This is a genomic window from Flavobacterium chungangensis, assembly GCF_042654045.1.
GTDB classification, from domain to species: Bacteria; Bacteroidota; Bacteroidia; order Flavobacteriales; family Flavobacteriaceae; genus Flavobacterium; species Flavobacterium chungangensis.
On sequence record NZ_JBHSFY010000002.1, the window covers coordinates 279530 to 292604 of the forward strand.

Sequence of the window (13075 nt, forward strand, 5' to 3'; positions counted from 1 at the left end):
ACAATAAAAAAAATTAAGAAATGAAGTTTTATAATTTAAAAGGTGGGATTTTTTTAATCCTTATGATGTTATCATTTTCTTTTGTAAATGCGCAAGCAATTAGAGGTTTTGGAAATGTTACTGGTTACAGTGTTAGTAGTGATTTCAAAAAGGGCGTCATAGTAAATCTGGGTGGAGGAGCAGAGTTCGAATTTCATCCAATATTTAAACCAGAAATAGCAATAAGTTATTCTCTTATGGGAATAAAAGATCAAAAACAATATGATTTTGATACTAATACCACAGAAATTAATACTGGGTCTGCTTATGGTTTAAATTTTTCTTTAGGCCCTAAAATATGTTTTTGGTGTCGTGAGGATGATGAAGATGAGCTGTCATGTATATACTACATAACTCCAAAAGTTAATATGTCTAGAATAATAGCAACTGGAAATTATGCATTTATTGATCATAATAATGCTTCAAATAATTTTTATGAAAGCCGAAAGATTGCTGATTGGCAACATTCCTTTGGTCTTTCTGTAGGAATGGAGATTCCAGTGTCAGAAACAAATTCTATAGCAATAAGCATAGATATAAGCAATATAAATTTTGGTAAGACGTTAAACAGACTTCCGTATAACAATGTTGATTATACTACTGTAGGAGTTGGGGCAGGTCTAACATATTATTTTGGTATTAGGAAAGGAAATAAATAGTCATAAAAGAAAACCCTTGTAAAATTTATTACAAGGGTTTTTATATTTAAATAAAGTAAATTTATCCTTCATCTTCTTCAGATTCTTTTTTAGAAGCATCATGTGGTAATTCTTCATCCTCATCGGTTGAATTTAGTTCAAAAAAACTGAAGAAAGAACCGCCGTAACTTTTCTGAAACGAGAAATTACTCATGTGCTCAAGTTTTGTATATTTTGAATGCTCAATAATCATCATTCCGTCATCTTCAAGCAAACCTCTTTCAAAAACTGTCAAAACAATCTTTTCAAAAGTCGCTTGATCTAATCCGTAAGGTGGATCTGCAAAAATTATATCGTAAGTAGTTTTAGAATTTTCTAAGAATTTAAAGACATCGCTTTTGGTTGCAGCAATATCAAAATCATATTCTGATGAAACTTGTTTGATAAATTTTACGCATCCAAAATCGCCATCAACAGAGGTAATGGGAGCACTTCCGCGCGAAGCAAATTCATAACTTATATTGCCAGTTCCCGAAAAAAGATCTAAAACCTTTAGACTGTCAAAACTAAAATGATTATTCAAAACATTAAACAATGCTTCTTTACTCATATCAGTCGTTGGTCTTACAGGTAGATTTTTTGGCGGAAAAATTCGGCGTCCTTTGTATTTTCCTGAAATGATTCTCATGATTGAAATAAGATATAATGTTTTTGATTTTGAGCGGTTGTAAAGCTGTTTCTTTCTTTCAGTTTTGAAACATCCATAAAAGAAATGTGGCGTACATATTTGTAAGCGATAGCATAAAACGGATCATTTTCTGAAATAGTTCCTAATAATTCTAATTTGAAACTTTCCGGATTCATGCTCATTTGTTCTGCTGTAAATAAAATATAGTAGATGAAATCTTCTGGAGTATTATATTCGAATGAATTAAACAGTAAAAGTTTTTGATTTTGCACTACAATAATTTCAAAATTTTCTGGATTAAAATTGACGATCATTTTCTTATCGTCGTTATTTCTTGAGTTATCCAGAAGTTTTTCGACCAAAATACTGTTAGCGTGTTTATAATCAAAAGACCCCACATTATCGATTAAGAAATTGTTGATATTCACAAACGGAATATAAACCGAGTTCATCTGATAATTAGGAATTTGATCAAAAGTAAAAAAGTCGGTATCAAACACTTTTGTAGTGTATTGCAGATAACTTCCTAAATAATTCTCATCAAACAAAGCAGTCGGAACAAAAGTCGAAAGATTATTATTGTGAATAACCATTACTTCATCGTAAGTATTTTTTAATTCAGGATTGCTTTTGAAAGCATCATTGAATAAATCTTCAATTCGCGATGTTTTGCTGGTAGTATCAAACTTTATTTCCTTAAAAGAAGTGATGATATTATTTAAAGTATCAAAACAGCAATATGAAAATCCAGTCAGTGAAACCTGAATAGAAAGTTTTCTGTAATTTTTTGAAGTAATGTTAGTATTTTGTAATGACATAGTTGATTTACAATTCGTTACCTGTTTTAAATCAAGAAAGAATTTAAGCGACCACAAACTTACAAATAAAAAAAATAACAATGTCAATTTCAATATCAATGAAAAAGACTTAATTAATATGCAATTTCAAAATTTAATATTACAAGAAAGTTAGCAAAATATTATCATTCTGTTTATTGTCAATTATTTAAGGTTGTAATTAAATTTAGGTTTTAGATAGTATTTTAATTTTCATATTTAATTTGACTTTGCCATTGAAATTACTAATGATATTGAATTTTGCCATTGCAATTGAATTTTGCCATTGCCATTAAAAAAGTCGACCTTTGTATTTCAATACTACTTTATGAATTCTGCACAGTTTTACGGTACTTTACAAAAGCGATTTCCTTTTGCTCCAACATACAAACAGGATATTTTTTTTCAGAAAATTGCAATCTTTCTAACCGAACCCCAAAACGACACGATTTTCGTTTTGAAAGGATATGCGGGAACGGGAAAAACTACCGTTATTTCTACTATCGTTAATAATCTTAGCGAGATTAATAAAAAATATGTTTTGTTAGCACCAACAGGACGCGCGGCAAAAGTAATCGCCAATTATTCGAATAATCCAGCCTTTACGATTCATAAAAAAATATATTTCCCGAAGAAATCTTCTGGAGGTGGAGTAGCCTTTACCAAGCAAGTCAACAAACATAAAAACACCATTTTTATCGTCGATGAGGCTTCGATGATCTCAGACAGTACATTAGACAGCGGTTCGCTTCTAGACGATTTGATCAATTACGTTTATTCTGGAAGCAATTGCAAAATGATTCTTTTGGGAGATACTGCCCAGTTGCCTCCAGTAAATTTAGATATTAGTCCAGCACTAGATATTCAGACTTTGGGCATTCATTATGACAAAGAAATTGAACATATCGAATTGGACGAAGTAATGCGTCAGGAAGAAAGTTCAGGAATTTTATACAACGCAACAGAATTACGCGAATTGTTGAAAGAAAGTTTCATAACCGAATTTAAATTTAATGTAAAGAAGTTTAAAGACATTGTTCGACTAACAGACGGTTACGATATTCAAGATGCGATTAATACCGCCTACAGCAATTATAGCATTGAGGATACTGCTTTTATTGTTCGTTCTAACAAACGTGCCAATCAATACAATGAGCAAATTAGAAGCCGAATTTTATTTAAAGAAAGCGAACTTTCGGTTGGAGATTTTTTGATGGTGGTAAAAAACAATTATTTCTGGCTGAAAGAAACAGACGAAGCTGGATTTATTGCCAACGGAGATATTATTGAAGTTTTAGAACTTTTCGGAATCAAAGAATTGTACGGATTTAAGTTTGCGAAAGTAAAAATAAGAATGGTCGATTATCCGGAACAAAAACCTTTTGAAACAGTTTTAATTCTAGATACCTTAACTAGCGAATCGCCTTCATTAACCTATGAAGAATCGAATCGTTTGTACGAAGAAGTGATGAAAGATTATGAAGATGAGCCAACCAAATATAAAAGATTTCAAAAGGTAAAAGAAAACGAATATTTCAACGGATTACAGGTTAAATTCTCCTACGCGATAACCTGCCATAAATCGCAAGGTGGACAGTGGAATACTGTTTTTATCGAACAGCCATTTCTTCCAAACGGAATTGATACAGATTACATTAGATGGCTTTATACGGCGATGACTCGTGCTAAAAATAAGTTATATTTGATAGGATTTAAAGACGAGAGCTTTGAAGAGTAATTGTTTGCCACAGATTAAAAGGATTAAAAAGATTTTTTGAATGCGTTTAAATTTCTCCCGCAGATTTTGCAGATTGAGCGGATTATTAATTTAAAAAACTCAATCAAACAATCTGATCAATCTGCAAAATCTGCGTGAAACAAAAATTAAGCATCACACCATTTTAACTTAAAAATGAGTGAAAATCTGTGGAAAATCCTTTTAATCTGTGGCAGAAAAAAAATAAAAATGACAACGCTTAACGACTTACATTCGATTTCATCGGCGTTTTCGAATACCGATTAAACAGACAATTTAAGTCTGTTTAATGCGGATAAATTACTAGCAAGATCTTAAGTATGAATTCGGTAAGACTGATGTAATAATCTTTGCGAATCTCTGCGAGGCCTTTGAGAATCTTTGCGGTATAATTATTACACAGAGACTCACAAAGATTTACGCGGAGATTCGCAAAGAGATTATTTTTCTTTTCTCAAATTATAGGCATACAGATATCCATCTGCACTTCCGTAGAAAATAACATTATTGCTTATGAATGGAGAAGAAACAATTGAACCTAATTTATAAAATTCATCCATCACCTTTTTGTTTTCGGCATAACTAGATAAATCGGCTTGTTTGGCAGCGAAACCAAAATCTAAAAGATTGTTGTTAAGAATACTTGCAGCATATTTAGTTCTATTTTCGGTTGGAATTATCTGCGATTCTTTTCCATCAGAAAGTAAGTTTAAGTCAAAGAAATTACCCGAAAAATCACCAAAATAAATCGTATTTCCTGCAATTGCTGGCGAAGAATAAACGTAGCCATTGCCTTTAAATCTGTACTTTTCTTTTCCAGTTTTTGCATCCAATGCCAATAAAGCGTAAGTATCGGATGTTCCAACATAAACGGTATTGTCTTTAATAACAGCCGAACTCAAAATCCAAGAGTTTTCGGCATTGTATTTCCAGATTACTTTTCCTGTTTCGGCATCAAGTGCAAATAGATACGGATCTCTTGCACCAAAATAAACAATACCGTCGGAAATAGCTGCAGAAGCTTGAATTCCTGTAAAACCTGTTTTAACTTCGGTAGAAAATTTCCATTTCTCTTTTCCTGTTTTGCAGTCCAAAGCATAAAAAACGCCATCCCATCCGCCAAAATACACTGTGTTTTTTTCTAAAACAGGAGTGCTATGTATAGCCGTTTTTGTGGAGAAACTCCAGATTAAACTTCCTTTTTTAGCATCAACAGCATACAGATTCCCATCACTACTTCCAAAAATTACTAATGCCGATTTATTGTCTAAATAAATAATAGGTGTTGAAAGATAAAAATCCCACAAATCAGCCATGAGTAAATCACTTGGTTTCATGCCCCACATTCCGATTTCGCTATACCAATGTTCGCCTTTGGTTTTAAAGCGCCAAATTTCTTTTCCTGTTTTGGTATTCACAGCATAATAATATCCATCAAAACTTCCAAAATAAACAATATCATTGTAAAGACTTACGGAACTATGAACGGCTCCATTCGTTTTAAATTTCCATTTCGGATTTCCAGATTTTTCATCGACAGCATAAAAATAACCGTCTTCGCTACCAATGTAAACAGTTCCGTTTTGTGCGATTGGAGAAGAAAAGATTTTACCTTCCGTTTTAAATTTCCATTTTAAATCTTGTATGGGCTGATAATCTTTTCCAGCAAAAATGCGATTTGAAAATGCATTTAAAACATGCGTTTTGTTCTGAGAAAAAGTGTTGGAAGTAAAGATTAAAAAGAAATAGAGCAGGAGAGAAGTAAAGTTTCTTTTCATGGTTTTTCTTATAAAAGTAAAAATATTTATAAGATGTTAAAATACAATGCTTTGAGAAATATGTTATAAATATATTTTAGAAAGGTCTTGATGTATAGTATATTTGTTTTGATATGGAAATAGTAAACGAAAACGTCAAAGTTTATCAATCATCTAAAAAAGATGAATTTATACTTTTTGTAATTATTGCATTGCTTATAATTGTATTTTTTGCATTTAGCGGTTCAATAATAGGAGTGCTTTTTACGTTTGTATTTTGTTTGATTATTGGAGCTATTGCTTTTGTAGCTTCAATGAATTTAAAGTTTATAATTGATTCTGAAAAAGAAATAATTACTGTTGAAAAAATAAATTTTCTAGGAAATGTAGTGGAAATAAAAAAGTATCCATTGAGCCGGTATTACTTTGAAAGAAGATTTGTAATAATGTATAAAAATCGAAGAAGAGATTGTTTTTCGTTTAGTGACAGCAGTTATGAAGGCGGGGAACTGTATTATAATAAAGAATTTTATACGGATGATTATGTTATAGAAGGGCTTCCTAAAAAGATAGTACAATCAATAGAAAGTGATATTCAAAAAATGCAAGATAAAAAAGGTCAAGTTTTATCTATAAGTTCAAAATTGATAAATAATTAAAAAATGAAAATAATAGCGGTAATTCCAGCCAGATATGCTTCAACTCGTTTTCCTGCCAAATTAATGCAGGATTTGGGAGGCAAAACAATAATTCTGAGAACCTACGAAGCAGCAGTTTCGACAAAATTGTTCGATGATGTTTTTGTAGTAACCGATTCTGATCTGATTTTTGATGAAATTGTTTCTAATGGAGGAAAAGCCATTATGAGCATTAAAGAACATGAATCTGGAAGTGATCGAATTGCAGAAGCCGTTGCAAATCTAGATGTTGATATTGTAGTGAACGTGCAAGGTGATGAGCCTTTTACAGAAGCTGGACCATTAGAACAGGTTTTATCGGTTTTTAAAAATGATTCAGATAAAAAGATTGATTTAGCTTCGCTAATGCGTGAAATTACAAATGAAGACGAAATCAATAATCCGAATAATGTAAAAGTGGTGGTAGACCAGTCGCAGTTTGCATTGTACTTTTCAAGATCTGTAATTCCGTATCCTAGAGAGAAAAATGTTGGTGTGAGATATTTTCAGCACATCGGAATTTATGCTTTTAGAAAACAGGCTTTATTAGACTTTTACAGTCTTCCAATGAAATCTTTAGAAGCTTCTGAGAAGTTAGAGCAGTTACGTTATTTAGAGTTCGGAAAACGCATCAAAATGGTTGAAACAACTCACGTTGGAATTGGAATTGATACGGCCGAGGATTTGGAAAGAGCCCGAGCAATGTTGCGAGATATTTAACTACCCGTAGTTTGGAACGCGGATTTAACGGATTCGCTTTCGCGAAGACGCGGATTTAAACTGATTTTTGTGTTTTTGTCTGGCTGAGCGAAGTCGAAGCCCACGAAGTAAATATACACAATCTTGTCATCCTGAGGAACGAAGGATCACACTCGTAAATCGACAAAGATTACGTAAAGAACTTTGTCAAAGTTTTAAACTTTGACAAAGTTGATAAAAAACAATCTTGTTATCTTGAACGAAGGATCGCACTTGTAAACCGACAAAGATTGGCGACATTCTACGCGGAGCTTCTAGTGTGATCCTTCGTTCCTCAGGATGACAAATAAAAACAAAAACGCTCCAAATTCTTGGAGCGTTTTTAATATCTAAAATTCTTATTTTACTGGTATAAAGAAGGGAATTTAGAAGGATTTACTTCGTGCATCATATCGTAGATTTTCTCGTAAATATCTTCTGCAGAAGGTTTAGAGAAATAGTCGCCGTCAGTTCCGTATGCAGGTCTGTGCGCTTTTGCTGCTAAAGTTTGTGGTTTGCTATCCAAATGTTTGTAAGCATCTTGTTCTTCTAAAATCTGCTGTAAAATGAATGCTGAAGCTCCTCCAGGAACGTCTTCATCAATTACTAAAAGACGGTTTGTTTTGGCAACACTTTTTACGATGTCTTTGTTAATATCGAACGGAAGTAAAGATTGAACATCAATAACTTCACACTCAATTCCTTTTTCTGCCAATTCATTAGCCGCTTGCATAACCAACCTTAAAGTTGATCCGTAAGAAACTAAAGTAATATCAGAACCTTCTCTTAGCCTTTCTACAACTCCAATTGGCGTTTTAAATTCACCAAAATTCAGTGGCGTTTTTTCTTTTAAACGATATCCGTTTAAACATTCAATAACCAAAGCAGGTTCATCACATTCCAACAAAGTGTTGTAGAAACCAGCCGCTTGTGTCATGTCTCTAGGAACCAAAACGTGGATTCCGCGAATAGCGTTAATAATCATTCCCATTGGAGAACCAGAATGCCAGATTCCTTCCAAACGGTGTCCGCGCGTTCTAATGATTAATGGTGCTTTCTGTTTTCCAACAGTTCTATATTGTAATGTAGCTAAATCATCACTCATGATCTGAATAGCGTACAATAAATAATCTAAATACTGAATTTCAGCAATCGGACGTAAACCTCTCAATGCCATTCCGATTCCCTGACCAATAATAGTCGCTTCACGAATTCCGACATCGGCAACACGAAGTTCTCCGTATTTTTCCTGCATGCCTTCTAGACCTTGATTTACGTCTCCAATGTTTCCAACATCTTCACCGAAAATTAAAGTTTCAGGATATTTTGCAAATAAAGCATCAAAGTTATCACGAAGAATCATTCTTCCGTCTAAATCTGCTTTTGCATTTTCTGCATATTTAGGAAGAACTTCCTGTACTGAAAATACATTTTTAGATGATTCAGAATGTAAATTACTGCTAAATTTTTCCTGAGTTTCTGCTATAAAATCTGTAATCCAATTTGATAAAAGAACTTTGCTGTTTGGAACTTCGATAAAACGAAGAATCTTTCTAGCGTAAACTAATAATTCCTTTTTAAGTGGCGCTTTAATGGCACTTAATTCAGAAATTAATTTTTTGATCCTATCTTTATGGTTAATGCTTGCATCAGCAATTTGTTCTAATAAAGTAAGAAGGTTTTTTTGATCCTCAATAATTGGATTGATAAAGTTGTTCCAGGCCTCTTTTTTAGCCTCTAAAACTTCTTTCTTTAGTTCGAAATCAATTTCTGCCAATTCTTCTGGAGATGCAATATTAATTGCAATCATCCATAAGCGCATTTGACGAATACAGTCAAAGTCTCTTTCCCAAGCCAGTCTCTCTGCATTTTTGTAACGTTCGTGAGAACCAGAAGTAGAGTGACCTTGTGGCTGTGTTAATTCGTTAACATGAATTAAAACTGGAATATGTTCTTCACGCGCAATGGCTCCTGCTCTTTCATAAGTAGAAACCAGTTCGGCATAATCCCAGCCTTTCACTCTAAAGATTTCATAACCTTTAGAATCTTCATCACGCTGATATCCTTTTAAAATTTCAGAAATATTCTCTTTAGTGGTCTGATGTTTAGCATGAACAGAAATTCCATATTCATCATCCCAAACACTCATTACCATTGGAACTTGTAGCACTCCAGCAGCGTTTATCGTTTCAAAAAACAAACCTTCAGAAGTACTTGCGTTACCAATAGTTCCCCAGGCTACTTCATTTCCGTTAACAGAAAATTTATCTTTAATAGTTATTCCATCAACCTCTCTGTAAATTTTTGAAGCTTGTGCCAAACCAAGTAATCTTGGCATTTGTCCTGCTGTTGGAGATATATCTGAACTTGAATTTTTTTGTTTGGTTAAGTCTTTCCAAGAACCGTCTTCGTTTAAACTGTGCGTTACAAAGTGTCCGCCCATTTGTCTTCCGGCAGACATCGGATCAAAAGCTAAATCAGTATGACCGTATAAACCGGCAAAAAACTGTCTGGCATTCAATTCACCAATAGCCATCATAAAAGTTTGGTCGCGATAGTATCCAGAACGGAAATCTCCGTTTTTAAAAGCTTTTGCCATTGCCAGTTGCGGAACTTCTTTTCCATCACCGAAAATTCCAAATTTAGCCTTTCCTGTTAATACTTCTTTTCGACCTAAAAGACTACATTCACGGCTTGTTACCGCAATTCTATAGTCATTCAATACCTCAGTTTTGAAATCTTCAAATGTCAGTGTAGTATTGCTTTTTTCTTTTATCATAATCTTGTAGGGTCATGTTGTTTATGTCGCGAAATTACTTAAAAACAATCAATAATCATAATTCTTTGAACTAAATATAATTTAATTATTTGTATTCAAATCTAAAAACTACGTATTTTATTTATGTTATTTTTATATGAAATTTAATTTTATTGATAATTTCGCAAGTTTTTGTTTAAAATTTATTTGATTAAAACCATTTTCGGGTAAAAAGAGTAACTAACGTTCTTGGCGAAAAAGTGATTATAAATCGTATTTTTTCATTGTATTTTGGTTGTGATATTTCCCATCCATTATTAGAATAAACTGGAAAATAGAGTTCAAAGTAATCAGGAACCAAGTTTAAACGCACTCCAGAATCGTAAGCAAAGAACTCACTTTTATGCTTGTTTTTTAAGAAACCAATGTCACCGTAAATCTCAACCCAGTTCCATATGGCGTAACTGGCGTTTAAAGTTGCCATCCATTGATTTGCGTATGCTGGTTCTAATTGCGATTTGAAACCTCCTTCAGCGATAACATACTGCTGGCTAAAAAAACCTGTGCTTTCTGATCTTCCGAATAAATTATAATCGAATAAATAATCTGTCGGACGGTCTAAGCCAAAACTAAAATAATCTGAATTTGTTTTGTTGTACAAGAAAGTTCCAACGTATAGTCTTAAATTTAATTTTTTATTATTTTCAAATAATCTTCTGTATTCAATTTCTCCAGAAGCTTTTCCAAAACTGCTAGAAAATTGCAAATCAGTCATAAAATTAAAATGATCAATTAATTCTGTTTTCGTATTAGAATAGCGGGCATTAAAGATAGAATAGTTTGGTTTTGAGTTATCTGTAATATACGTGCTTGCTTCACGATTTACAATAACCTGACGAGCTAAAAATAGCTGTTTCCTATTATCTCTAAAATCTTTTTCTCGAATACGAAATTGCACCATCGGATTTAACCTTAAATAAGTTGCATCCGGCGCGTAATGATAATAATTCTGGCTAATAGAATATCGAACATTATATAAAGTACTGTTTCTATAATTTTGATTCCATGAAAAAGCAGATGAACCAGAGACGGTACCTGCTTTTATAGAATACGCCGGATTAATATCAAAATTAAAAGGCTTGTCTAAAATGGTTTTATTATGAAAACGAACTCCTGGCGTTATACCGTCATAATAATTATAGTTTAATGTCGGAATGTATAAAATCTGATTGTAGTCTGGATCTTCTAAATCTTTTGCAAAATTAAATTTAAGAGGGCGGTTGAGCGAAACATGTTTTAGAGATTTCCAGTTGTTTCTTTGGTTATATTCTGGAACTTCATTGTCGTAATTAATTACAATTTTGTCTGCATTTTTACGACTGAACTCATAAACAGAGTCTTTTTTAGTAGGCTCAATCCATTCTTTAAATACCACTTCTTTCTTTTTAATTCCGTAAATCGGAATAGGAGCGTAGATGCCAGTTTTATTTTTAACAGAAAATGTAATACTATCTGTAGTTCTAGAAACGTTCGAAAATTTATAATCGATAATATCTCGAGAATCGATAATGGTTTTAAAGAACCAATCGATATCTTTTGGGCTTTTTTGGGTTAAGATTTTCTCAAAATCATAACGATTCGATTGTCCGAATTGGTTGAGATTGTAAAATTCTTTGACACTTTTAGGAACAATATCATCATTCAGATAGTCATCTAAATAACTCAAGCTCAAACCAGCACGATATTTACTGGCAATTTGCTCGTTAAATTTTATTAAGGTGTTTTTTGGATCGCCAAGTGGCTGATCCAAGTTTTTACGAGCCATTAGCATATAATAATAGCTATATTGCTCGTTAAAAGTCAGATTCGTGATATTGTAGCTTTTAAAGAGCTTCATGTTGGAAAGTCTTCCCAGCATTTTTTCATCCTTATGATGTTCTTCCATGTACTTCATCATGGCGTAAATCTGGATTCCGTCATAAATCCAATTGTCTTTTCTAGGATCTAAGCGAAGACTATTTTTAAGATAATTATTTAGAAAAGTCTTTAAAAACTGAATTTCAAATATGAAATCATCCTGAAATGGACTGATAAAAGAAGGCAGCTGATTTAACCCGTAAAATGGATTTCTGTCGTAATCGATCTGAGAAACGGTTATTTTTTCATGCGGATATTTCCCGATAAACTTTTCAGCATAAGAAACCACTCGATTAATGATAATCGCTTTCTGGATTTCGTCTATTTTTTTATTTTTTAAATTGGTCTCAACCAGTAGAGAACCATTGTCATAGGTTCTAAAACTATTTTGTTTTTCGATATAAAGGCTGAAATCGGTTCTGTTTCTGCCAGAGAAAGAATAAATATTGTAACCCTGATTGCTGGTATCTTTAGAAACCGAATTTAAATCGGTAGTAATAGAGTGTGAATTTGGGATTTTAATTTCAACGTCATAATCACTCACTGCATTGGCAATATCATCTAGATTGAAATTGTTATATTTTACAAAAAGACCATTTTCAAAACGGGCAGGACTTATAAACCAGTTTTTAAGAGCCATACCGCCATTTTGATCAAAACCAAAATGTGTGAATTTATCGTTTGGTATTTTTACAATATAATTAAGATGTAAAACGATTTTTTCGTTAGGAAGCAGTTTGCGATTCAGCTTAACCGTAATGTAGTCAGGGTCCTGAGTGCTTCTTTCCCATTCCAAAGCCGAAAAATTAGTTTCTGTCAGGTTTATAATTGTAGTTTTTCCTCTGTCGGCAGCCTTTGCCAAATGAAAACCTCTGTAAAATTCATCAGAAAAACGTTTTGCAAGGGGTGTGTTTTTATCCGCAAAAGCGTTGTTCCAATCGTTCAAAACAATCGAAGCCAAAGTATCATTTGTAGTATTATGATACGTAAGATCTTGTTTTATGTTTAGTGTTTTAAGTTCGAGATTTACCGCCACTTCCATCTTAGATTGATGTTGTGCAGTTAGTTTTATCGAAAATGATAAAGCTAAAACGAGGCAAATAATTTTATAAAGTGCTTTCAAATAGTGGCTTAAAAATTATCAGACATACTTAAATTACAGACATATTGCGGTTTCGGATTTTTGTAAAAATAGTATAAAAAAAGCTGTTTAAAAAAACAGCTTTCAATTTTTATGATATTTACGTAATTTAACTATAAATAGTATGATG

The 13075-nt window shown here is 32.7% G+C and carries 9 protein-coding genes; 4 read left to right on the plus strand and 5 right to left on the minus strand.

Annotated features, from left to right (window positions below):
• The first annotated feature begins 20 nt into the window (after positions 1–20).
• Positions 21–698, plus strand: coding sequence for a hypothetical protein (locus tag ACFO3N_RS04335; RefSeq protein ID WP_379795482.1), 678 nt, complete (start codon positions 21–23; stop codon positions 696–698).
• A 61-nt stretch (positions 699–759) separates the two neighbouring features.
• Here the strand turns inward: ACFO3N_RS04335 and ACFO3N_RS04340 are convergent, their stop codons facing one another.
• Together ACFO3N_RS04340 and ACFO3N_RS04345 are read right to left on the minus strand one after the other, a co-directional pair.
• On the minus strand, positions 760–1365 hold the full coding sequence (locus ACFO3N_RS04340; protein WP_379795484.1) for an RsmD family RNA methyltransferase: 606 nt from the start codon (positions 1363–1365) through the stop codon (positions 760–762).
• Complete coding sequence (locus tag ACFO3N_RS04345; RefSeq protein ID WP_095931550.1) at positions 1362–2183, minus strand: DUF3822 family protein; 822 nt, start codon at positions 2181–2183, stop codon at positions 1362–1364. The genes ACFO3N_RS04340 and ACFO3N_RS04345 overlap by 4 nt, the downstream gene beginning before the upstream one ends.
• 346 nt (positions 2184–2529) lie before the next feature.
• Here ACFO3N_RS04345 and ACFO3N_RS04350 point away from each other — a divergent pair, with 346 nt between their 5' ends.
• Positions 2530–3939, plus strand: coding sequence for an ATP-dependent DNA helicase (locus ACFO3N_RS04350; protein ID WP_379795486.1), 1410 nt, complete (start codon positions 2530–2532; stop codon positions 3937–3939).
• 458 nt (positions 3940–4397) lie between these two features.
• On the opposite strand, the gene ACFO3N_RS04355 is transcribed toward ACFO3N_RS04350, so the two are convergent.
• Positions 4398–5735, minus strand: a complete 1338-nt coding sequence (locus ACFO3N_RS04355) for an outer membrane protein assembly factor BamB family protein (protein WP_379795488.1) — start codon at positions 5733–5735, stop codon at positions 4398–4400.
• A gap of 113 nt (positions 5736–5848) precedes the next feature.
• On the opposite strand from ACFO3N_RS04355, the gene ACFO3N_RS04360 reads away from it, so the two are divergent.
• Positions 5849–6373 carry a hypothetical protein gene (locus ACFO3N_RS04360; RefSeq protein WP_379795490.1) on the plus strand — a complete coding sequence of 175 codons (525 nt, stop codon included), beginning with the start codon at positions 5849–5851 and terminating at the stop codon, positions 6371–6373.
• 3 nt (positions 6374–6376) lie between these two features.
• On the plus strand, positions 6377–7111 hold the full coding sequence (gene kdsB, locus ACFO3N_RS04365; RefSeq protein WP_379795492.1) for a 3-deoxy-manno-octulosonate cytidylyltransferase: 735 nt from the start codon (positions 6377–6379) through the stop codon (positions 7109–7111).
• 382 nt (positions 7112–7493) lie between these two features.
• Here kdsB and ACFO3N_RS04370 read toward each other — a convergent pair whose 3' ends face one another.
• On the minus strand, positions 7494–9908 hold the full coding sequence (locus tag ACFO3N_RS04370; protein ID WP_379795494.1) for an alpha-ketoacid dehydrogenase subunit alpha/beta: 2415 nt from the start codon (positions 9906–9908) through the stop codon (positions 7494–7496).
• A gap of 190 nt (positions 9909–10098) precedes the next feature.
• Entirely contained in the window at positions 10099–12846 is a 2748-nt protein-coding gene (locus ACFO3N_RS04375) for a gluzincin family metallopeptidase (protein WP_379795793.1), read from the minus strand.
• Positions 12847–13075: the final 229 nt, after the last annotated feature.

Excerpts from the sequence above, each read along its gene's own strand:
- ACFO3N_RS04335 (WP_379795482.1), top strand. The coding sequence starts at position 21 with ATGAAGTTTTATAATTTAAAAGGTGGGATTTTTTTAATCCTTATGATG.
- ACFO3N_RS04340 (WP_379795484.1), bottom strand. The coding sequence starts at position 1,365 with ATGAGAATCATTTCAGGAAAATACAAAGGACGCCGAATTTTTCCGCCA.
- ACFO3N_RS04345 (WP_095931550.1), bottom strand. The coding sequence starts at position 2,183 with ATGTCATTACAAAATACTAACATTACTTCAAAAAATTACAGAAAACTT.
- ACFO3N_RS04350 (WP_379795486.1), top strand. The coding sequence starts at position 2,530 with ATGAATTCTGCACAGTTTTACGGTACTTTACAAAAGCGATTTCCTTTT.
- ACFO3N_RS04355 (WP_379795488.1), bottom strand. The coding sequence starts at position 5,735 with ATGAAAAGAAACTTTACTTCTCTCCTGCTCTATTTCTTTTTAATCTTT.
- ACFO3N_RS04360 (WP_379795490.1), top strand. The coding sequence starts at position 5,849 with ATGGAAATAGTAAACGAAAACGTCAAAGTTTATCAATCATCTAAAAAA.
- kdsB (WP_379795492.1), top strand. The coding sequence starts at position 6,377 with ATGAAAATAATAGCGGTAATTCCAGCCAGATATGCTTCAACTCGTTTT.
- ACFO3N_RS04370 (WP_379795494.1), bottom strand. The coding sequence starts at position 9,908 with ATGATAAAAGAAAAAAGCAATACTACACTGACATTTGAAGATTTCAAA.
- ACFO3N_RS04375 (WP_379795793.1), bottom strand. The coding sequence starts at position 12,846 with ATGGAAGTGGCGGTAAATCTCGAACTTAAAACACTAAACATAAAACAA.